At 73.7% G+C, this 23,874-nt stretch carries 4 protein-coding genes; 2 read left to right on the plus strand and 2 right to left on the minus strand.

Features of this window, described 5'->3' with window-relative positions; genetic code table 11:
- Positions 1-29 precede the first annotated feature (29 nt).
- Both M8C13_RS03385 and M8C13_RS03390 read right to left on the minus strand, forming a co-directional pair.
- Positions 30-13,991 carry a type I polyketide synthase gene (locus tag M8C13_RS03385; RefSeq protein WP_252478954.1) on the minus strand — a complete coding sequence of 4,654 codons (13,962 nt, stop codon included), beginning with the start codon at positions 13,989-13,991 and terminating at the stop codon, positions 30-32.
- Positions 13,984-21,960, minus strand: a complete 7,977-nt coding sequence (locus M8C13_RS03390) for a type I polyketide synthase (RefSeq protein ID WP_252478955.1) — start codon at positions 21,958-21,960, stop codon at positions 13,984-13,986. Before M8C13_RS03390 ends, M8C13_RS03385 begins: the two co-directional genes overlap by 8 nt.
- 363 nt (positions 21,961-22,323) lie before the next feature.
- On the opposite strand from M8C13_RS03390, the gene M8C13_RS03395 reads away from it, so the two are divergent.
- Positions 22,324-23,178 carry a metallophosphoesterase gene (locus M8C13_RS03395; RefSeq protein ID WP_252478956.1) on the plus strand — a complete coding sequence of 285 codons (855 nt, stop codon included), beginning with the start codon at positions 22,324-22,326 and terminating at the stop codon, positions 23,176-23,178.
- The gene (locus M8C13_RS03400) at positions 23,175-23,819 is read left to right on the plus strand and encodes a 4'-phosphopantetheinyl transferase superfamily protein (protein ID WP_252478957.1); all 645 of its coding nucleotides are present in this window, start codon (positions 23,175-23,177) and stop codon (positions 23,817-23,819) included. The genes M8C13_RS03395 and M8C13_RS03400 overlap by 4 nt, the downstream gene beginning before the upstream one ends.
- The last annotated feature ends 55 nt before the right edge of the window (positions 23,820-23,874 follow it).

The following is a 23,874-nucleotide window of genomic DNA, read 5'->3' on the forward strand; positions in this document are numbered from 1 at the left end:
CCCCAAAGCCGATACGGGTTGTTGTTGCGCTACAGCAGACCGAGCTCGCGGTCCAGCACGTCGAACAGCTCGTCCGCGGTCGCGGTCTCCAGCGCCTCGTCCGCGCGCTGTTCGTCACCGGGTGTCTCGTTCCATTTCGCCAGCACCGCCTGCAACCGGGCGGTGACCGTGGTGCGGGTGGCCTCGTCGGCGGGCAGCGCCTCCAGGGCGGCGGCCAGCCGGTCGAGCTCGGCGAGCACCGGCGCTGGTGCCCCTGCCGTCGCTCCCCCGCTCACGGGGGCGAGCTCCTCGTCCAGGTGCTGGGCGAGGGCCTTCGGCGACGGGTAGTCGAAGATCAGCGTGGCCGGCAGCCGCAGCCCGGAGGCGGCGTTGAGCCGGTTGCGCAGTTCGACCGCGGTCAGCGAGTCGAAGCCCAGTTCCAGGAAGCCCCTGGTGGCGTCGACCGCCTCGGCTGCGCTGTGTCCCAGCACGGCCGCCGTGTGGGTGCGCACCAGGTCCAGCAGCACCCGGCCGCGTTCGGCCGCCGGGGCACTGGCCAGCCGGTCCCGCAACGACGGTCCCTGTTCGGCCGTGGCGGAAACGGCCTCCAGGGTCCGCCGAACCGGGGTCCGGACCAGACCGCGCAGCAGCGGCGGCGCCTCACCCTGGAACACCGTGGTGTCCCAGCGCATCGGCACCACCGTCGCTGCGTCAACGGTGCGGGCCGCGTCGAAGAGAAGCAACCCCAGTTCCGAAGTCAGGGGGGTCACCCCTGTCCGGGCCATCCGCTGCTTGTCCGCCTCCGCCAGGCCCGCGGCCATGCCGCCTTCGCCCCACGGTCCCCAGGCCAGCGACACCCCGGGCTTGCCCTGGTCCCTGCGCTGCTGGGCGAGCGCGTCCAGGTAGGCGTTGGCGGCGGCGTAGCTGCTCTGCCCGGCCTGGCCGAGGGTGGCCGAGGCGGAGGAGAACAGCACCAGGTCGACCTCGGGGTCGAGCAGCTCGGCCAGGTGCCGGGCGGCCTCGACCTTGGGGCGCAGCACCGCGTCCACCCGCTCCGGGGTGAGCGCGGTCACCACGCCGTCGTCGAGCACCCCGGCGGTGTGGATCACCGCACTCAGCGGGTGTGCCTCGATCAGCGCGGCCACCGCGTCCCGGTCGGCCACATCGCAGGCCACCACGTGCACCGTCGCGCCGAGCCCGGTCAGCTCGTCCCGGAGCTCCGCCGCGCCCGGTGCGGCCAGGCCGCGGCGGCTGGCCAGCACCAGCCGGCGCACCCCGTGCTCGGCGACCACGTGCCGGGCCAGCAGCGAGCCGAGGCTGCCACTGGCACCGGTGATCAGCACCGCTCGCTCGGCATCCCACTGCGGCGCAACGCCTGCCGCGACCGCCTTGGCCAGGCGGGCGGCGAACAGCTTGCCGTTCTCGATCTTCAGCCAGGGCTCGTCCGCGTACAGCTCGGCCGACCCGTCGGTCTCGATCACCTGGAACCGCCCGGGGTTCTCCGACTCGGCCGAGCGCATCAGCCCGGCGGCGGCCGCCCCGGCGAGGTCCCCGGTGCGGATGACGAGCACCATGCGCTCGTCCTCTGGCCGTTCGGCCAGCCAGTTCTGCACCAGGGCGAGGACCTCGTGCACGACCGGCCCGGTTTCCCCGGCGGGGCAGGGCACCAGCGTGACCTCTCGGCCCCGCTCGGTGGCCTGCACCGGGATCCAGTCCAGGCGGAACAGGTCCTTCTGCGTGCGGGCGGCCTGGATCTGCTCCGCCGCAACGGGTCGCAGGGTCAGCGACTCGACCGTGACCACCGGGTTGCCCGCGGCGTCAGTGGCCTCGATGGTCACCGTCTCGCGCCCGGCCGGGGTCACCTTGACCCGCAGCGCGGCCGCCCCGGACCCGTGCAGGGTCACGCCGGCCCAGTTGAACGGCAGCCAGCCACCCTCGGGCAGTACGCCGAGGCCGAGGCTGTGCAGGGCCGCGTCGAGCAGCGCCGGGTGCAGGCCGAACTTCCCGGCCGGGCCGGGCAGCGCGATCTCGGCGTACACGGTCTCGCCGTCCCGCCAGGCCGCGCGCAGGCCCTGGAACACCGGCCCGTAGTCCAGCCCGCGGGCGCTCATCGACGAGTAGAGCTCGTCCACCGCAACGCTTTCCCCGGCTGGCGGCCAGGTCAGCGCGGGCGGGGTGGCCGCTCCGGTGCCGAGCAGGCCACTGGCGTGCCGGGTCCACTCGCCGTCCTCGTCCAGCCTGGAGTGCACGGTCAGCGACCGCTGCCCGGACTGCTCCGCGCCCACGGTCAGCTGCACCCGCACGCCGCCCTGCTCGGGCAGCACCAGCGGGGCCTCCAGGGTCAGGTCCACTAGCCGGTCGCAGCCGACCTGGTCACCGGCGGCGATGGCCAGCTCGACGAAGGCCGTGCCGGGCACCACGACCGAGCCGTGCACCAGGTGGTCGGCCAGCCAGGGCTGGGCCCGCCGGGACAGCCGCCCGGTGAGCAGCACGCCGCCGGAGTCGGGCAGCGGGATGGCCGCGCCGAGCAGCGGGTGGTCCACATCGGACAGTCCGGCCGCGCTGACGTCGGCGGTGGCCGGGGCGTCCAGCCAGTACCGGCTGCGCTGGAACGGGTAGCTGGGCAGGTCGACGCGGGCGCCGCCCTTGCCGGCGAACACCGCGGCCCAGTCCGGGGAGTGGCCGTGCACGTGCGCGGTGGCCAGCGCGGTGTGCGCGGCGGCCAGTTCGGCCCGGTCCTTGCGCAGCACCGGGACCAGCACCGGTTCCGCCTCGGCCAGGCAGTCCTGGCCCATCGCGGAGAGCACCCCGTCCGGGCCGAGCTCGACGAACACGCCGACCCCGGCGTCAGCCAGCGCGCGCATCCCGTCCAGGAACCGCACCGCGTCCCGGACGTGCCGCACCCAGTACTCCGCCGTGGTCAGCTCGGCCCCGGCAACCGCGCCGGTCACCGTGGACACGATCGGAATCACCGGCTCGCGGTACTCCAGTTCCTCCGCCACCGCCCGGAACTCGGCCAGCATCGGGGCCATCCGCGGCGAGTGGAAGGCGTGGCTGACGGTCAGCCGCCGCGTCTTGCGTCCCTGTGCGGCAAGGAGCTCGGCGACATCGGCCACCGCCTCCTCGTCACCGGAGACGACCACCGCGGCCGGGCCGTTGACCGCGGCGATGCCGACCTGGTCCTCGCGACCGGCCAGCAGTGGCAGCACCTCGTGCTCGCCCGCCTGCACCGCGACCATCGCGCCACCGCTAGGCAGCGCCTGCATCAACCGGCCGCGCGCGGCGACCAGCTTGGCCGCGTCGGCCAGGGAGAACACCCCGGCCACGTGCGCGGCGGCCAGCTCGCCGATGGAGTGCCCGGCCAGGAAGTCCGGTCGCAGGCCCCAGGACTCGACCAGCCGGAACAGCGCCACTTCCAGCGCGAACAGCACCGGCTGGGTGTAGCCGGTCTCGTTGATCAGCTCGCCGCCGTCGAAGGCGACTTCCAGCACCGGCCGGTCCAGGTGCTTGTCCAGCTCGGCGCAGGCGGTGTCGAAGGCTTCGGCGAACACCGGGAACTCCCGGTACAGCTCAGCTCCGGCCCCGACCCGCTGAGCGCCCTGGCCGGTGAACAGGAAGGCGAGCTTGTCGTTGCGGTTGGTGCCGGTGACCAGCTCGGCGGCCAGGTCGCCGCGGGCCAGCGCGCGCAGGCCGTCCAGCTGGGCGTCGCGGTCACCGAGCACGGCGGCCCGGTGCTCGAACACACCCCGGCTGGTGGCCAGCGCCGCGCCGAGGTCGGCCGAGCTGACACCGTCCACAAAGGACAACAGCTGGGCGGCCGAGTCGGCGAGGGCCTGCGGGGTGCGGGCGGAGAGCAGCCAGGGCAGCTCACCCTCAGACGCGGGCACGGGCTCCTCGGCGGGGGCCTGCTCCAGGATGGTGTGCGCGTTGGTGCCGCTCACCCCGAAGCTGGACACGGCCGCCCGGCGGATGCCGTCCGGCCAAGGCTGGGCCTCGGTGAGCAGCGAGACCGCGCCGGCGGACCAGTCCACGTGCGGCGAGGGCTCGTCCACGTGCAGGGTCCTGGGCAGCACGCCGTTGCGCATCGCCATGACCATCTTGATGATCCCGGCCACGCCCGCGGCGGCCTGGGTGTGCCCGATGTTGGACTTCAGCGAACCCAGCCACAGCGGGGTTTCCCGGTCCTGGCCGTAGGTGGCCAGCACGGCCTGGGCCTCGATCGGGTCACCGAGCCGGGTGCCGGTGCCGTGCGCCTCCACCACGTCGATGTCCGAAGTGGACAGTCCGGCGTTGGCCAGCGCCTGGCGGATCACCCGCTGCTGGGACGGCCCGTTGGGCGCGGTGAGCCCGTTGGACGCGCCGTCCTGGTTGATCGCGCTGCCCTTGACCACGGCCAGGATCGGGTGGCCGTTGCGCTGGGCGTCGGAGAGGCGCTCGACCAGCAGCATGCCGACGCCCTCCGACCAGCCGGTGCCGTCGGCGGCCGCGGCGAACGGTTTGCACCGCCCGTCCTCGGACAGCCCGCGCTGCCGGGAGAACTCCACGAACGCGGCCGGGCTGGACATCACGGTGACCCCGCCGGCCAGCGCCATCGTGCACTCGCCCTGCCGCAGCGACTGCGCGGCCAGGTGCAGCGCGACCAGCGAGGAGGAGCAGGCGGTGTCCACGGTGACCGCGGGGCCTTCCAGGCCGAGCACGTAGGAGACCCGGCCGGAGGCGACCGCGGTGGCGCTGCCGGTGAGGAAGTAGCCCTCCGCGCCGGTGCCCGCGTTCACCAGGTCCGCACCATAACCCTGGGCGGAGACGCCGACGAACACGCCGGTCTGCCCGCCGCGCAACGAAGCCGGGTCGATGCCCGCGCGTTCGACCGCGGTCCAGGAGGCCTCCAGCAGCAGGCGCTGCTGCGGGTCCATCGCGGTGGCCTCGCGCGGCGAGATGCCGAAGAAGGCCGCGTCGAAGTCGGTGGCGCCGTCGACGAACCCGCCGGAGTCGGTGGCGGACAGGCCGGGCCGTCCGCCGGTGCCCAGCAGCTGATCGAGGTCCCAGCCGCGGTCCTGCGGGAAGGTGCTGATCGCGTCCACCCCGCCGTCCACCAGCTGCCACAGCGCCTCCGGCGAGTCGACCCCGCCGGGGAAGCGGCAGGCCATGCCGACGATCGCGATCGGCTCATCGTCCACAGTGGACGCCGTGACGACCTGCTGGTCCGGGGTGTCCCCGGTGAGCTGGGCGGCCAGCTCGCGGGCCAGCGCGGCCGGGTTGGGGTGGTCGAAGACCAGGGTGGTGGGCAGGGTCAGGCCGGTGGCGGTGGCCAGCCGGTTGCGCAGCTCGACCGCGGTCAGCGAGTCGAAACCCAGCTCCCGGAAGGCGATCGCGGGTTCGACCGCCTCGGTGGTGGCGTGTCCGAGCACGGCGGCGACCTCGGTGCGCACCAGCTCCAGCAGCGCCCGCTCGCGGTCGGCCGCGGTGCGCCCGGCGAAGGCGTCCACCGGGGTGTCCGCGACCACCTGTTCGGCCGCGAGCAGCAGCTTGACCTCGGGGATCTCGCTGATCAGCGGGCGGTCCCGCATCGCGGTGAAGCCGGGCGCGAACCGGGCCCAGTCCACCTCGGCCACGGTCACCGTGACGTCCTCCGCGTCCATCGCCTGCTGCAGCGCGGAGATCGCCAGCTCCGGGTCCAGCGCGGGCAGGCCGAGCCGCCGCAGCTGGTCGGCCGCCGAGCCGTCGGCGACCATGCCGCCGCCGTCCCAGGGCCCCCAGGCCACCGCGGTGCCCGCCTTGCCGTCCGCGCGGCGGCGCTGCACCAGCGCGTCCAGGTAGGCGTTGGCCGCGGCGTAACCGCCCTGGCCGCCGCTGCCCCAGGTGCCGGCGATCGAGGAGAACACCACGAACGCGTCCAGGTCACCGGTCAGCTCGTCCAGGTTGCGCGCGCCGTCGACCTTGGCGCGCAACACCTCGGCCAGCGCGGCCTGGTCGGTGTCCATCAGCGCGCGGAACTCCACCGCGCCCGCGGTGTGCACCACGGCATCCACCGGCTGCCCGGCGAGCAACGCGGCCAGCGCGTCCCGGTCCGCGACATCGCAGGCGGCCAGGGTGACCCGGGCGCCGAGCGCGGTCAGCTCCTCCTGAAGTTCGGTCGCGCCAGGGGCTTCCGCGCCGCGGCGGCTGGTGAGCACCAGGTGCTCGGCCCCGTTCCCGGCCAGCCAGCGCGCGACCCGCGCACCGAGTCCGCCGGTGCCACCGGTGACCAGCACGGTCCCGGCTGGCCGCCAGTTCCGGCGGCTCACCGCGGGCGCGCGGTCCAGTCGTCGCACGTGCGCCCCGGAAGCGCGCACCGCGACCTGGTCCTCGGTGCCCGCGGCGAGCACACCGGCGATCCGCCCGAAGGCCCGCTCGTCCAGCCGCTCCGGCAGGTCCAGCAGACCGCCCCAGCGCTGCGGCAGCTCCAGGCCGACCACCCGGCCAAGGCCCCACACCAGCGCCTGCTCGGGGTCACGCACCGGGTCGGCCTTGGCCACCGACACCGCGCCCCGAGTCAGCAGCCACAGCGGCGCGTCGATCCCGGCGTCGCCGAGCGCCTGCGTCAGGGTCAGCGTCTCGGCCAGGCCCAGCACCGCCAGCACACCGTCCACTTCGGACAGTCGAGCGGCCAGCCCGGCCCGGTCCACGCCGGATTCCAGCACCAGCTGCTCGATCCGCGCGCCCTGTCCGATCAGCCCCTCGGCCAGCTCGGTCTCCGGCGCGGTGCTGACCAGCAGCCAGTTCCCGGACAGCTTCCCGGTGAGGGCCTTCGGCCGCCAGTTCACCCGGTACCGCCAGCCGTCCACAGTGGACTCGGTCTTGCGCCGCTGCCGCCAGGCGGCCAGCGCGGGCAGCACCTCGCGCAGCGGGGCGGCGTCCACGTCCAGCACCGAGGCCAGCTCGGTCAGCTCCGCCTTGTCCACCGCGGCCCAGAACTCGGCCTCGACGCGGTCGGTCTCGGTGACCTCGGCGGGTCCGGCCGCCAGCCAGAACCGCTCGCGCTGGAAGGCGTAGGTGGGCAGCTCGATCCGCCGCGCCCCGGACCCGGCGAAGTAGCCGGTCCAGTCCACCGCGATCCCGCGCACGTGCGCCTCCGCCAGCGCGCCGGCCACGGCCAGCGGCTCCGGCCGGTCCGCCCGGAGCGCGGGCACAAACGCCGCCTCCGCCAGGCATTCCTGGCCCATGCCGGACAGCACCCCGCCCGGCCCCAGTTCGATGAAGGTGCGCACACCCTGCTCGCCGAGTGCCCGCACGCCGTCGGCGAAGCGCACCGCCTCCCGGACGTGCCGCACCCAGTACTCCGCGGTGCCCAGCTCCGCACCGGCGATCGCGCCGGTCACGTTGGACACCACCGGAATCTCCGCCGCACCGAAGGCCACGCCTTCGGCGACCGCGCGGAACTCCGCCAGCATCGGCTCCATCAGCACCGAGTGGAAGGCGTGGCTCACGGTCAGCCGCTTGCTCTTGCGCTCCCCAAGCCGGGCGACCACCTCGGTCACCGCGGCCTCCTCGCCGGAGACGACCACGGAGGTCGGCCCGTTGACCGCGGCGATGTCCACCGCGAGGCCGTCCAGCAGCGGCCTGACCTCCTCCTCGGTGGCCTGCACGGCCAGCATCGCGCCCCCGCTGGGCAGCGCCTGCATCAACCGGCCACGGGCCGCCACCAGCTTCGCGGCGTCCACCAGCGACAACACCCCGGCAACGTGCGCGGCGGCCAGCTCGCCGATGGAGTGTCCGGCCACGAAGTCCGGCCGCACACCCCAGCTCTCGAACAACCGGAACAGCGCGACCTCGATCGCGAACAGCGCGGGCTGGGTGAACTCGGTCTGGTGCAGCTCTTCGCCGTCCAGGATCTCGCGCACCGGCTTGGCCAGGTGCCGGTCCAGCTCGTCGCACACCGCATCGAAGGCGGCTGCGAACACCGGGAACACCCGCAACGCCTGACCCATGCTGAGGCGCTGGGAACCCTGGCCGGAGAACAGGAACGCCACCTTGCCCGCCACCGGCGAACCGAGCACCAGCCCGGCGGCCGAGCGGCCTTCGGCGAGCGCGTCCAGTGCGGTGGCCGGGTCCTCGGCGACGATCACGGCGCGACGGTTGTGCGTGCCGCGGCTGCTGAGCAGCGAGTAGGCCAGGTCGAGCGGGTCCACGGAGTCGAGGACCGGCCGCAGCGCGGCGGCCTGGGCGCGCAGGGCGGTCTCGCTGCGGGCGGAGATCGCGATCGGCAGGACCGCCGGTGCGGTGCCGCCGACCGGAGTAGCCGCGCTTTCCGGCGCCTGCTCCAGGATCGTGTGCGCGTTGGTGCCGCTGATGCCGAAGGCCGACACCGCGGCCCGCCTCGGACGCCCGACCTCCGGCCAGGCCACCTGCTCGCTCAGCAGCGAGACCGCACCGGCCGACCAGTTCACGTGCGGCGAGGGCTCGTCCACGTGCAGCGTCTTCGGGGCCACGCCGTGTCGCAGGGCCAGGACCATCTTGATCAGTCCGGCGATACCGGCCGCGGCCTGGGTGTGCCCGATGTTGGACTTCACCGAGCCGAGCAGCAGCGGGTGCGCCCGGTCCTGGCCGTAGGTGGCCAGCAGGGCCTGGGCCTCGATCGGGTCACCCAGCTTGGTGCCGGTGCCGTGCGCCTCCACCACGTCGACGTCCGAAGTGGACAGTCCGGCGTCGGCCAGCGCGGCCCGGATGACCCGCTGCTGGGCCGGTCCGTTGGGGGCGGTGAGGCCGTTGGACGCGCCGTCCTGGTTGACCGCACTGCCGCGGATCACGGCGAGCACCGGGTGCCCGTTGCGCTGCGCGTCGGAGAGGCGCTCGACCAGCACCATGCCCACGCCCTCGCCCCAGCCGGTGCCGTCCGCGGCGGCCGCGAAGGCCTTGCAGCGGCCGTCGGGGGCCAGGCCGCGCTGGCGGGAGAACTCGACGAACACGCCGGGGGTGGACATCACCGTGACGCCACCGGCGAGGGCCATGCCGACGTCGCCGCGGCGCAGCGCCTGCACCGCCCAGTGCAGGGCGACCAGCGAGGCCGAGCAGGCGGTGTCCACGGTGACCGCGGGGCCTTCCAGGCCGAAGGTGTAGGAGATGCGGCCGGAGATCACGCTGGCCGCGTTGCCGGTGCCCAGGTAGCCCTCCACGCCTTCGGGCGCGGTGCTGAGCAGGCCGGCGTAGTCCTGGCCGTTGGTGCCGACGAACACCCCGGCCTTGCTGCCGCGCACCGTGGCCGGGTCGATGCCCGCGTGCTCGAAGGCCTCCCAGGAGGTCTCCAGCAGCAGCCGCTGCTGCGGGTCCATGGCCAGCGCCTCGCGCGGCGAGATGCCGAAGAAGGCGGCGTCGAAGTCGGTTGCGGTGTCGAGGAACCCGCCCTCGCGGGCGTAGCTCTTGCCGGGGCGGTCGGGGTCCGGGTCGTACAGGTCCGGGTCCCAGCCGCGGTCGGCGGGCAGGCCGGTGAGCACGTCCGCGCCCTCGGTGAGCAGCCGCCAGTAGTCCTCGGGGCTCATCACACCGCCGGGGAACCGGCAGGCCATGCCGACGATCGCGATCGGTTCATCGTCCACAGTGGACATCGCGACCACGGCGGCCTCGGTGACCGCGCCGAGCAGTTCCGCAAGCAGGAAGTCGGTGAGTGCCAGCGGGGTCGGGTAGTCGAAGACCAGGGTGGTGGGCAGGGTCAGGCCGGTGGCGGTGGCCAGCCGGTTGCGCAGCTCGACCGCGGTCAGCGAGTCGAAACCGGCTTCCCGGAAGGCCTTCTCCGGCTCCACCGCCTCCGCCCCGGCGTGGCCGAGCACGGCGGCGACGCTGGTGCGGACCTGCTCCAGCAGGAACCCGTGCCGCTGCGCGACCGGGAGCTTGCCGAGCTTGGCGGCCAGCGCGGAGTCCGCCTGCGGCGCGGCCGGGGCGGCCACGGCCTTGCGGCGGTGCAGTTCGGGGATCTCGCTGATCAGGCGGCTCGGGCGGGCCGCGGTGAAGGCCGGGCCGAACAGCTCCCAGTCCACGTCGACGATCGCGACCACGGTGTCCTCGCGGTCCAGGACCCCTTGCAGGGCCTCGATCGCGGTGTCGGCGGCCATCGGCGGCAGCCCGGCGCGGCGCAGTCGCTCGCCGATCGCGGCGTCGGCCATGCCGCCGTCGGCCCAGGGGCCCCAGCCGATGGAGGTGGCGGGCAGGCCCTGGGCGCGGCGGTGTTCGGCGAGGGCGTCCAGGTAGGCGTTGGCGGCGGCGTAGTTGGCCTGGCCCGCGGTGCCGACCATGCCGGTGACCGAGGAGAACAGCACGAACGCGTCCAGCTCACCGGTCAGCTCGTGCAGGTTGCGGGCGGCGTCCACCTTGGGGCGCAGCACGGTGTCCAGGCGGTCCGGGGTGAGGCTGCCGATCAGGCCGTCGTCGAGCACCCCGGCGGTGTGGATCACCGCGTTGACCGGGTGCTCGGCCAGCAGCGCGGCCACCGCCTCGCGGTCGGCGGCATCGCAGGCGGCCAGGGTGACGGTGACGCCAAGGGCCTCCAGGTCGGCGGCCAGTTCGGTCGCACCGGGGGCTTCCGCGCCACGGCGGCTGGTGAGCACCAGGTGCTCGGCGCCGTTGCGGGCCAGCCAGCGGGCGACCCGCGCGCCGAGCGCGCCGGTGCCGCCGGTGACCAGCACGGTGCCGCGCGGCCGCCAGGACCGCTTCGGGGCAACGGCGTCGGCGTGCGCGAACCGCCGGACGTAGCTGCCGGAGGGGCGCAGGGCGAGCTGGTCCTCGGCGCCGGTCAGGGCACCGGCCAGGCGGGACAGCGAGCGCTCGTCCAGCTCGGCGGGCAGGTCGATGAGGCCGCCCCAGCGTTCGGGGTGTTCCAGCGCGGCAACCAGTCCGAGGCCCCAGACCTGGGCCTGCTCCGGGTTGGGCAGCTGTTCGCCGCCGACCGAGACCGCGCCCTGGGTGAGGCACCACAGCGGGGCCGGGCACCGCGCGTCCCCGAGTCCGCGCACCAGCGCGAGTGCCTGGTGCACATCGCCGACGGAGAGCACCCCGGCGAGGTCGAGCACTCCGGCGGCGTTGAGCGCGCCGGCCGCGTCCGCGATTTCGCGCACCTCGGCGCCCGCCGCGGTGAGCGCCCCGACCAGCTCGGGCTGGGCGGACCCGACCAGCAGCCAGGTGCCGGTCAGCGAACTGTCCACAGTGGACTCCGGCTGCCAGTTGATCCGGTAGCGCCAGCCGTCGGCGATCGAGCGGACCGGGGCCTTCGGGGTCAGCTCCAGCCAGAAGCGTTCCCGCTGGAAGGCGTAGGTGGGCAGCTCGACCCGCCGGCCGCCCTCGAACAGCGCGGTCCAGTCGACCCGGACGCCCCTGGTGAACAACCGGCCCAGCGCGGTGACCGCGGCCGCAGACTCCGGCCGGTCCTTGCGCAGCGCGGACAGGAAGGCCGCACCGGGCGCGGACTCCGGCCCCATCGCGGACAGCACGCCGTCCGGCCCCAGCTCCAGGAAGGTGGCGACCCCGGCCTCGGCCAGCGCGCGCACCCCGTCGGCGAAGCGCACCGCACCCCGGACGTGCCGCACCCAGTACTCCGCGGTGCCCAGCTCCTCCCCCGCGACCGCGCCGGTCACGTTGGACACCACCGGAATCCGCGCGGGCGCGTAGTTCACGCTTTCCGCGACCGCCCGGAACTCGGCCAGCATCCCGTCCATGTGCGGGGAGTGGAAGGCGTGCGAGACCCGCAGCCGCTTGACCTTGCGCCCCTTAGCTTCCAGCCCTGCGGCGACCTCGGTGGTGGCGTCCTCGTCACCCGCGATCACCAGGGCGTTCGGCCCGTTGATCGCGGCGATGTCCACCGCCAGCCCGTCCAGCAGCGGCGCGACCTCGTCTTCGGTGGCCTGCACCGCGATCATCGCGCCACCACCGGGCAGCGCCTGCATCAACCGGCCACGCGCGGCCACCAGCTTCGCCGCGTCGGCCAGCGTCAGCACTCCGGCCACGTGCGCCGCGGCCAGCTCGCCGATGGAGTGCCCGGCCACGAAGTCCGGCCGCACACCCCAGGACTCGTACAGCCGGAACAGCGCGACCTCGATCGCGAACAACGCGGGCTGGGTGAACGCGGTCTGGTGCAGTTCGTCGGTGTCCAGCACCGCGCGCAGCGGGCGGGCGAGGTGCTGGTCCAGTTCGGCGGCCACCGCGTCGAAGGCGGCGGCGAAGGCCGGGAAGGTCTCGGCCAGCTCCCGGCCCATGGCCAGGCGCTGGGATCCCTGGCCGGTGAACAGGACCGCCAGCTTGCCGGGGGTGACCGCGCCGGTGTGCACGCCGGGGGCATCGAGGCCCTCGGCGAAGGCGGCGAGCGCGTCGCGGGCCTCAGTGAGACCGGTGGCGGCGAGCACGGCGCGGTGCTCGAAGGCGGGCCGGTTGGCCAGCGAGAAGCCGAGGTCGAGCAGGGAAGCGGGACTTCCGTCCACAAAGGACACGAGCTGGGCGGCCTGGGCGCGGAGGGCTTCAGGGGTCTTGGCGGAGAGGGCGAGCGGAAGCTGCGCCAGGGCGGCGGTCCCCTGCCGGGCGGCAGTCGCGTGCTCGGCGGCGGTGCCGTGCTTGGCGGCGGGCGCGGCGTCCTCGTCCGTGGCCGGACCAGCCCCCTCCCCCGTCACCGGAGGCGCGGCCTCGATGATGGTGTGCGCGTTGGTGCCGCTGATCCCGAACGAGGAGATCCCCGCCCGGTGCGGGTTGCCGGTCTCCGGCCAGGGCTGCGGCTCGGTGAGCAGCGCCACCGAACCGGCCGACCAGTCCACGTGCGGCGAGGGCTCGTCCACGTGCAGGGTCTTGGGCAGCAGCCCGTGCCGCATCGCCATGACCATCTTGATCACGCCGCCGACCCCGGCCGCCGCCTGGGTGTGTCCGACGTTGGACTTGAAGGAGCCCAGCAGCAGCGGGTTCTCCCGGTCCTGCCCGTAGGTGGCCAGCAGGGCCTGGGCCTCGATCGGGTCACCCAGCTTGGTGCCGGTGCCGTGCGCCTCCACCGCGTCCACTTCGGACGGTGTGAGCTGGGCGTCGGCGAGCGCGTCCCTGATCACCGCTTCCTGCGCCAGGCCGTTCGGCGCGGTGAGCCCGTTCGAGGCGCCGTCCTGGTTGACCGCGCTGCCACGCACCACGGCCAAGATCGGGTGGCCGTTGCGCTGCGCGTCGGACAGGCGCTCCAGCAACAGCATCCCCGCGCCCTCGGACCAGGAGGTGCCGTCCGCGGCCGCGGCGAAGGACTTGCAGCGGCCGTCGGGGGCCAGGCCGCGCTGGCGGGAGAACTCGACGAAGGAGTTGGGCGTGGACATGACCGCCGCGCCACCGGCCAGGGCCAGCGTGCACTCGCCCTTGCGCAGCGACTGCACGGCCAGGTGCAGCGCCACCAGCGAGGACGAACACGCGGTGTCCACGGTGACCGCGGGGCCTTCCAGCCCGAAGGTGTAGGCGACCCGGCCGGAGACCACGCTGCCCAGGTTGCCGGTCAGCAGGTAGCCGGAGACCTCGGCCGGTGCCTCCTCCGGACGGTTGGCGTAGTCGTGGTACATCAGCCCCGCGTACACGCCGGTCTTGGTGCCGCGCAGGGACTCCGGGTCGATGCCGGCCCGCTCGAAGGCCTCCCAGGAGGTCTCCAGCAGCAGCCGCTGCTGCGGGTCCATGGCCAGCGCCTCGCGCGGGGAGATGCCGAAGAAGCCGGGGTCGAACTCGGCGGCCTCGTGCAGGAACCCGCTCTCCCGCACGTACACGCTGTCCGGGCGCTCGCCGGTGGGGTCGTAGAGGGCGTCCAGGTCCCAGCCGCGGTCGGCCGGGAACGGGGAGATGCCGTCACGGCCGCCCGCGACCATGTCCCACAGCTGTTCCGGGGTGGCCACACCGCCGGGGAAGCGGCAGCTCATCGCGACGATCGCGATCGGCTCGTGCTCCCGCACCTCGATCTCCTGGAGCCGGGCCCTGGTGCGGTGCAGGTCGGCGGTGACGCGCTTGAGGTAGTCGACGAGCTTCTGCTCAGTGGACTCAGACACTGCCGAACTCCTTGTCGATGAAAGCGAAGATCTCGTCGGCGGTGGTGACCGCGTCCAGTTCCTGGTCGAACTCGGCCGTTGGCGGCTCGGGTTCGGGTTCCTCGGCCGGGGCGGCCGGGGCGGGGGCGAGTTGGGCGAGCAGGTGCTCGGCCAGTCGCGCCGGGGTGGCGTAGTTGAAGAGCAGGGTCGGCGGCAGCCGCAGCCCGGTGGCGGTGTTGAGCCGGTTGCGCAGCTCCACCGAGGTCAGTGAGTCAAAACCCAGTTCCTTGAACGAGGACTCGGCCTCCACCGAGGCGTCCCCGCTGTGGCCGAGGACCCCGGCCGCGTTGACCCGCACCACATCGAGCACCAGCTGCGCCCGCTGCTCCGCAGGCGCGGCCACCAGTCTGTCCACAAAGGACTGCTCGGTGGCCGCGGTCGCGGCGGCCCGCCGGGTGCGCTTGGGCGCGATGAGCCCGCGCAGCAGGGCGGGCACCTCGCCGTCGCGGAGCGCGCTGGTGTCCAGCTTCAGCGGCACCGGCGCGGCCACTCCCGCGCCCAGGGCCAGGTCGAACAGAGCCAGGCCCAGTTCCGGTGGCAGCGGGGCCATGCCTGCCCTGGACATCCGGTTGCGGTCGGCCTCGGCGAGCCGGGCGGCCATCCCGCCCTCGGCCCACGGTCCCCAGGCCAGGGACAGCGCGGGCTGTCCAGCGGCTCGGCGACGCTGGGCGAGGGCGTCCAGGGCGGCGTTGGCCGCGGCGTAGTTGGCCTGGCCCGCGCCGCCGAGCACGCCGATCACCGAGGAGAACAGCACAAACGCGGTCAGCTCCCGGTCCTGGGTCAGCTCGTGCAGGTTGACCGCGGCCTCGACCTTGGGCCGCAGCACGGTGTCCAGCCGCTCGGGGGTGAGCGCGGCCAGCACGCCGTCGTCGAGCACCCCGGCGGTGTGGATCACCGCAGTGACCGGGTGCCTGGCCAGCAGGTCGGCGAGCGCGGCCCGGTCGGCGGCGTCGCAGGCCTCGATGGTCACTTCTGCGCCCAGCCCGGTCAGCTCCGCCTGGAGTTCCGCTGCGCCAGGGGCTTGGGGTCCGCGGCGGCTGGTGAGCAGCAAGCGGCGCACGCCGTGCGTGGTGACCAGGTGTTTGGCCAGCAACCCGCCGAGCGCGCCGGTCGCGCCGGTGATCAGCACCAGCCCGTCGGGGTCCCAGCTCTGCTCGGCGAACTCGGTGATCTTGGCCAGCCGGGGCGCGTGCGCGATCCCGTTGCGCAGGGCCAGCTGCGGCTCAGGCGAGCCGAGCGCGGCGGGCAGTGCGGCGGCGGAGGCGGCGTCCAGGTCGATGAGCTGGAACCGGTCCGGCTGCTCGGTCTGCGCGGTCCGCAGCAGGCCCCACACCGCGGCCCCGGCCAGCTCCGGAGCGTCGGCGAGCACCGCGTCCCTGGTCAGCACGACCACCCTGGACTCGCTGCGCTGCAACACCGCCAGCACCTCGGCGGTGACCGCGCGCACCGGGCCCTCGGGGCAGGTCAGCACTACCAGGTCCGCGTCACCGGGCTCGGTCCGCTCCTCGATCTGGAAGCCCGCCGCCCGCAGCGCCACCCCGGCCTTGAACTCGTCCCCGCCCAGCAGCGCCACCTTGCCCGCCAGCACGGGCGACTCGGGCAGCGTGACCACCGGCCAGTCCACCCGGAACAGCGAGTCCAGCTCGGGCCGCACCCGCAGCGCGTCCGGGGACACCGGCCGCAGCACCAGGGAGTCGATGGAGAGCACCGGCGCGCCGGTCGGATCGGTCACCGCGAGGGACACCGCGTCCGGACCAGCCGGGGCCAGCCGCACCCGCAGCGTGCTCGCGCCGGTGGCGTGCAACCGCACCCCGGTCCAGGCGAAAGGCAGCGGCGGGTTCGCACCCTCGGCCGCGGCGACCAGGCCGTGCAGGGCGGCGTCCAGCAGCGCGGGATGCACCCCAAATCCGTCCACAGTGGACTGAACGCTGACCTCGGTGAAGATCTCCGCACCGCGCCGCCACACCCCGCACACACCCTGGAACTCCGGCCCGTAGCCGTAACCGCGCTCGGCCAGCCGCTGGTAGAACCCGTCCAGGTCCACCGCCTCCGCGCCGGTCGGCGGCCACTCACCCAGTTCCAGCGGGGCGTCCGCGTCCACCGCGAGCACACCGCTCGCGTGCCGCGTCCACTCCCCGTCCGCGAGCCGCGAGTACAGCTCCAGGTCCCGCCGCCCGTCCTGCTCGGCGGCGAGCACCACCTGCACCTGCACCGCACCCTGTTCGGGCAGCACCAGCGGCGCGGCCAGGGTCAGCTCCTCCACCGCCGCGCAGCCGGCCTCGTCCGCCGCCCGCAGCGCCAGCTCCACCAGCGCGGTTCCCGGCACCAGCACCGAGCCCAGGATCTGGTGGTCCACCAGCCAGGGGTGCGTCCGCCGGGACAGCTGCCCGGTCAGCACCACGCCACCGGTTCCGGCGATCGGCACCGCCGAGCTGAGCATCGGGTGCACCGAGGTGTCCACAGTGGACGAACTGGGCGCGAGCCAGAACCGCTGCCGCTGGAACGGATAGGTCGGCAGCTCGACCAGCCGCCCGCCCGAGGTCAGCCCCGCGAGGTCCACCGGCACACCTCGGCACACCAGCCGGGCCAGCGCCTGCCAGGCCGCCTCCGGCTCTGGCCGGTCCTTGCGCAGCAGCGGGATCAGCGCGGCGTCACCGGTCAGGCAGTCCTGCCCCATCCCGGACAGCACCCCATCGGGCCCCAGCTCCAGGAAGGTGCGCACCCCGGCGTCCTCCAGCGTCCGGATGCCGTCGGCGAACCGGACCGCCTGTCGCACGTGCCGCACCCAGTAGTCCGCGGTACCCAGCTCCTCCCCGGCCAGCTCGCCGGTCACGTTCGACACCACCGGAATCCGCGCCGGCGCGAAGCTCACGCTCTCCGCCACGGCCCGGAACTCCGCCAGCATCCCGTCCATCCGCGGCGAGTGGAACGCGTGGCTCACGGTCAGCCGCTTGGTCTTGCGCCCCTGCGCCTCGAACACCGCCGCCACCTCCAGCGCGGCGGCCTCGTCCCCGGCGATCACGGTGGAGGTGGGTCCGTTCAGCGCCGCGATGCTCAGCTCGGCCGACCGACCGGTCAGCAGCGGCTGCACCTCGTCCTCGGTCGCCTGCAACGCGATCATCGCGCCACCGGCGGGCAGCTCCTGCATCAACCGGCCCCGCGCCGCGACCAGTTTGGCCGCGTCCGCCAGCGACAACACCCCGGCCACGTGCGCCGCAGCCAGCTCGCCGATCGAGTGGCCGACCAGGTAGTCGGGCCGCACCCCCCAGGACTCCACCAGCCGGAACAGCGCCACCTCGATCGCGAACAGCGCGGGCTGGGTGAACCGGGTCTGGTGCAGCTCCGCCGACTCCAGGACCTCGGCGAGCGGCCGGGGCAGGTGCTTGTCCAGCTCAGCGCAGGCCGCGTCGAAGGCCGCCGCGAACACCGGGATCTCGGCCAGCTCCCGGCCCATGCCGAGCCGCTGGGAACCCTGGCCGGAGAACAGGAACGCGACCTGCCCGTCAACCACGGAGTCCTGGATCACGCCCGGTTCCCCAGCCGCCACGGCGGTGAGCCCGGCGCGGAGGTCACCGAGCACCACGGCCCGGTGCTCGTGCAGCGCACGGCGGGCCAGGGTGTGCGCGAGGTCGGCAGGCTCGACCGCGACCGGGAGCAGCGACTCGGCCAGTTCCCGCAAGGCTTCCGGCGTGCGCCCGGAGAGCACCACCGGCCCGGCGGGCACGGATGCGGTTTCAGTGGGAGCGGCGACGGGTGCCTGCTCCAGCACCACGTGCGCGTTGGTCCCGCTGATGCCGAACGAGGAAACCCCGGCCCGGCGCGGCGCACCGGTCTCGGGCCACTCCCGCGCCTCGGTCAGCAGTTCCACCGCCCCGGCCGACCAGTCGACCCGCGGCGAGGGCACCTCCGCGTGCAGGGTCCGCGGCAACACCCCGTGCCGCATCGCTTCGACCATCTTGATCACGCCGCCGACCCCGGCCGCGGCCTGCGCGTGCCCGATGTTGGACTTCAGCGACCCCAGCAGCAACGGTGTTTCCCGCTCCTGCCCGTAGGTCGCGAGCAGGGCCTGGGCCTCGATCGGGTCGCCAAGCGCGGTGCCGGTGCCGTGCGCCTCCACCACATCGACGTCCGAAGTGGACAGTCCGGCATCGGCCAGCGCGGCCCGGATGACCCGCTGCTGGGCCGGTCCGTTCGGCGCGGTCAGCCCGTTCGACGCGCCGTCCTGGTTGACCGCGGTGCCCCGCACCACGGCCAGGATCGGGTGCCCGTTGCGCTGCGCGTCAGACAGCCGCTCCAGCAGCAGCACGCCGACCCCCTCGGCCCAGGCGGTCCCGTCGGCCCCGGCTCCGAACGCCTTGCAGCGGCCGTCGGGGGCCAGGCCGCGCTGGCGGGAGAACTCGACGAACATGCCCGGCGTGGGCAGCACCGCGACGCCGCCGGCCAGCGCGAGCCCGCATTCCCCGCGCCGCAACGACTGCACGGCCAGGTGCAGTGAGACCAGCGAGGCCGAGCAGGCGGTGTCCACGGTGACCGCGGGGCCTTCAAAACCGAAGGTGTAGCTGATCCGGCCGGAGAGCACGCTCGCGGTCGCGCCGGTGAGCAGGTGCCCGGCGAACTCCTCGGCCGCCTCGTGCAGCCGCGGCCCGTAGTCCTGGGTCATCGCGCCGACGAACACGCCGGACTGGCTGCCGCGCAACGAAACCGGGTCGATGCCCGCGCGCTCGAACACCTCCCAGGTGGTCTCCAGCAGCAGCCGCTGCTGCGGGTCCATGGCCAGCGCCTCGCGCGGGGAGATGCCGAAGAACTTGGCGTCGAACTCGGTCGCGCCGTCCAGGAACCCGCCCTCGCGGGCGTAGGAGGCCCCGGCGTGCGCGGGATCGGGGTGGTACAGCCGGTCCAGGTCCCAGCCCCGGTCGGCCGGGAACGGCGAGATGGCGTCAATCCCCTCGCTGACCAGCCGCCACAGGTCCGCGGGAGAGGCCACGCCGCCTGGGTAGCGGCAGCCCATGGCCACGATCGCGATCGGCTCGTCCTCGCTGACCCGCACCGGCGCGGCGGCCGATTCCGTTGCGCCACCGTCGAGGTAGGCGGCGAGGGCGAGCGGGGTCGGGTAGTCGAAGAGCAGGGTGGCAGGCAGGGCGCGACCGGTGGCCTGGCTGAGCTGGTCGCGCAGCTCGACCGCGGTCAGCGAGGCGAAGCCCAGTTCCTTGAAGCTGCGGTCCGCGGCGACCGCCTCGGCCGAGGGATAGCCCAGCACCACGGCGGCGTGCGCGCGCACCAGTTCCAGCGAGGACCGTCCGCGCACCGGCGCGGGCGCCGCGACCGGCACGCTGTCCAGCCAGTACCGCTCGCGCTGGAAGGCGTAGGTGGGCAGCTCGACCCGGCTGCCATCGCCGAAGACGGTGAAGTCGACCGCGACCCCGCGGGTCCAGGCCTGCGCCAGACCGGTGATCAGCGCCTCCACCTCGCCACGATCCTTGCGCAGCAACGGAATCCCGACGCCCAGCGCGGCCAGCACGCCATCCGGCCCCAGCTCCAGGAACGTGGCCACCCCGGCCTCGGCCAGCGTCCGCATCCCGTCGGCGAACCGGACCGCCTGCCGCACGTGCCGCACCCAGTACTCCGCGGTGCCCAGCTCGTCTCCGGCCAGCTCGCCGGTCACGTTGGACACCACCGGAATCCGCGCCGGTCCGTAGCTGATGCTCTCGGCGACGGCCCGGAACTCGGCCAGCATCGGGTCCATCAGCAGCGAGTGGAAGGCGTGGCTCACGGTCAGCCGCTTGGTCTTGCGGCCGGTCAGCTTCCCGGCGACCTCGGTCACCGCGGCCTCGGTTCCCGACACCACCACGGCTTCCGGCCCGTTGACCGCCGCGATGTCCGCGTCCAGCCCGGCCAGCAGCGGCGCGACCTCGGCCTCGGTCGCCTGCACCGCGAGCATCGCGCCACCGGCGGGCAGCCCCTGCATCAACCGGCCCCGCGCCGCGACCAGCTTTGCCGCATCGGCCAGCGACAGCACCCCGGCCACGTGCGCGGCGGCCAGCTCGCCGATCGAGTGCCCGGCGAGGTAGTCCGGTCGCACGCCCCAGGACTCCACCAGCCGGAACAGCGCCACCTCGATGGCGAACAGCGCGGGCTGGGTGAACCCGGTCTGGTGCAACTCCTCGGTGTCCAGGACCTCGGTCAGCGGCCGGGACAGGTGCCGGTCCAGCTCCGCGCAGGCCTCGGCGAAGGCGGCAGCGAACACCGGGAAGGTCCCGGCCAGCTCCCGGCCCATGCCCAGCCGCTGCGATCCCTGCCCGGAGAACAGGAACGCGAGCCCGCCCTCGGCGACCGTGCCGCGCACCAGCCCGGCGGCCACCCCGTCCTTGGCGAAACCGGCCAGTGCCGCCCGGAATCCGGCGCTGTCCCCGGCGACCACCACGGCCCGCTGCTCGAACGCGGTCCGCGTCCCGGCCAGCGCACCGGCCACCGCACGGACATCGATTTCCGCATTGTCCACAAAGGACAGAAGTCGATCCGCCTGCCCGGCAAGGGCCTCCGGGGTACGACCGGACAGAGCCCAGGGCACCAGCGCGGACGGCACCGGGCGCATCGCGACGGCAGGCTCGGCTCCGACCGCCAGCGCCTGGGCGACCGGTGGTTCCGCAAGCACCAGGTGGCAGTTGGTGCCGCCGATGCCGAAGGAGGACACCCCGGCCAGCACCGGCGCGTCCCGCCACTCCCCCAGCTCGGCCTGCACCCGCAGCTTCAGCTCGTCAAAAGCGATCTCCGGGTTCGGCGTCTCGAAGTTCAGGCTGGGCGGCAGCTGCCGATGCCGGATGGCCAGCACCGTCTTGATCAGCCCGACGATCCCGGCCGCGCCCTCCAGGTGCCCGACGTTCGTCTTGGCCGAACCGACCCGCAGCGGCTCCGCGCGGTCCGCGCCGAGCACCGCGCCCAGCGCGCCGGCCTCGATGGGGTCGCCGACCTTGGTGCCGGTGCCGTGCAGTTCGACGTACTGGACCTGCGCCGGATCCACCCCGGCGTCCCGGTAGGCCAGGCGCAGAACCTCTTGCTGGGCAAGGCCGTTGGGGGTGGTGAGCGCCGCGGACTCGCCGTCGTTGTTGACCGCGCCGCCCTTGATCACCGCGAGCACCTGGTCGCCGTCGGCGAGCGCGGCGGCCAGCGGCTTCAGCAGCACGAAGCCGCCACCCTCGCCGCGCACGTAGCCGTTGGCGCGGGCGTCGAAGGTGTGGCAGCGGCCGTCCGGGGACTGGCCGCCGAACTTCGCGGTGGCCATGGTGGTCTCCGGCACCAGGTTCAGGTTCACCCCACCGGCCAGCGCCAGGGTGGACTCGCCGCGGCGCAGGCTTTCGCAGGCCAGGTGCACGGCGACCAGGGCGGAGGACTGGGCGGAGTCGACCGCGAGGCTCGGGCCGTGCAGGCCGAGCGCGTAGGAGAGCCGGTTGGCGATGATGCCGCGGTGCAGGCCGGTGACGGTGTGCTGGGTGATCGCTTCCGGGCCGCCGCGGTAGACCAGGGTGGCGTAGTCGTCCCAGATGGTGCCCACGAACACCCCGGTGCGGCTGCCGGCCAGCCGCTCGGGGAGCAGTCCGGCGTGCTCGAAGGCCTCCCAGCCCAGCTCCAGCATGAGCCGCTGCTGCGGGTCCATCGCGGCGGCCTCGCGCGGGGAGATGCCGAAGAAGCCGGGGTCAAAACCGTCCACCCGGTCCAGGAACCCGCCCCAGCGGGTGTTCATCCGGCCGGGAGTGGAGGGATCCGCGTCGAAGAACTTGTTGGCGTCCCACCGGTCCGAGGGCACTTCGGTGATCGCGCTGCGACCCTCGGTGAGCAACCGCCAGAACTCGGCCGGGTTCGCCGCGCCGGGTAGCCGGCAGGACAGCCCGATGACCGCGATCTCCCGGCCCGCAACAGTGGTGTTGTCCGACATAGGTGCCCCAGCCCGCCCGTCATCGCCATTACCGACACAAAAATCTCGCGACTTTTGGCGACGTTATCCCGGCGGTCACCCCTACCCTCAACCCCTAATTTTGCCGGGGGCGGTCGGGGTGCGGTTCAGATGGTTGCCCAATTAGTCGGCGGTGACCGGCACCTACGGGCATCCCTGCACGTCAAGACGCGGTAGGGGCGGAAGCAGGCACCCCAGTCCGGCGATGTTTCAGCGATGTTTCCGGCTGACTCGCCGAACCAAGACAACCATGGAAACAATGACTTGCCAAGTCCCGAGAGCCAACTCACAAAGAACTTTTCTAAATTGGATTTCTGATGAACCGCTCGCCTTTATAGTGCACGTGTGGCTTCTGGAGAACCGAGACTGCTCGCCGTCAGCGACCTGCACGTCGCCTACCCGGAGAACCGGAAGCTGGTCGAGGAGCTGGTGCACCCCACCCATCCCGGCGACTGGCTGATCGTGGCCGGTGACGTGGGCGAGCTCTTCGCCGACATCGAGTGGACGCTGTCCCTGCTGGCGCGGCGGTTCGACACGGTGATCTGGGTGCCCGGCAACCACGAGCTGTGGACGCCGAAGGAGGATCCGGTGCAGCTGCGCGGGGACCAGCGCTACCGGCGGCTGGTCGAGCTGTGCCGCGAGCTGGGCGTGCACACACCGGAGGACGAGTTCCCGGTGTGGCGGGGCGCGGGCGGGCCGGTGGCGATCGCGCCACTGTTCCTGCTCTACGACTACACCTTCCGCACCGACCCGGCCGACGACAAGGCCGCCGCACTGGCCAAGGCGCACGCCGCCGGGGTGGTGTGCAGCGACGAGTTCCTGTTGCACCCCAACCCTTATCCCAGCCGGGACGCCTGGTGCCGGTCCCGGCTGACCATCACCCAACGCCGCCTGGACGCGCACGACCCCTCGGTGCCGCTGGTGCTGGTCAACCACTGGCCGCTGGTGCGCGACCCCACGTTCGTGCTGCGCTACCCGGAGTTCGCGCTGTGGTGCGGCACCGAGCGCACCGCGGACTGGCACCGCCGCTACCGCACGGTCGCCGCGGTGTACGGGCACCTGCACATCCCGCGCACCACGCACTACGACGGGGTGCGGTTCGAGGAGGTCTCGATCGGCTACCCCAGGGAGCGGAAGATGTACGGCGGCCTGCCGCGCGGCCCGCTCCGCCAGATCCTGCCAGCGGAGGAGAACCCGTGATCGCCCAGCTGCTGCCAGCCCCGGTCGTCACCGTCGAGACCAGCGCCGATCGGTCCACTGTGGACCTGTTCCCGGCCGAGCTGGCGCTGATCGCCAAGTCGGTGCCCAAGCGGCAGGCCGAGTTCAGCACCGCCCGCTGGTGCGCCCGGCAGGCGCTGGGCTTCCTCGGCGTCGAGCCGGCGCCGATCCTGCCGGATGAGCGCGGCGCCCCGCAGTGGCCCGCCGGGTTCGTCGGCAGCATCACGCACTGCAACCGGTACCGGGCGGCCGCGGTGGCCAGGGACACCGACGCGCTCAGCCTGGGCATCGACGCCGAGCCGAACGAGCCGCTGCCGGAGGGCGTGCTGGAGGCGGTGTCGCTGCCCGAGGAGCGGGCCATGCTGCGCGCGCTCGGCGCGGACGCCTCGGTGTGCTGGGACCGGTTGCTGTTCAGCGCCAAGGAGTCTGTCTACAAGGCCTGGTACCCGCACGCCCGCAAGATGCTCGGTTTCGAGGAGGCCCGGCTGGCCATCTCCGTCGACGGCTCCTTCACCGCCACCCTGCTGGTGCCCGGCCCCATCGTGGCCGGGAAACCGCTGACCGGGTTCACCGGGCGCTGGCTGGCCAAGAACGGCATCGTGCTCACCGCGGTCCAGCACTGACGCCACCGGGCCGGTGTCCACTGTGGACACCGGCCCGGTTGGTCACTCGGTCAGA

This window comes from Crossiella sp. SN42, assembly GCF_023897065.1.
Taxonomy (GTDB): domain Bacteria; phylum Actinomycetota; class Actinomycetes; order Mycobacteriales; family Pseudonocardiaceae; genus Crossiella.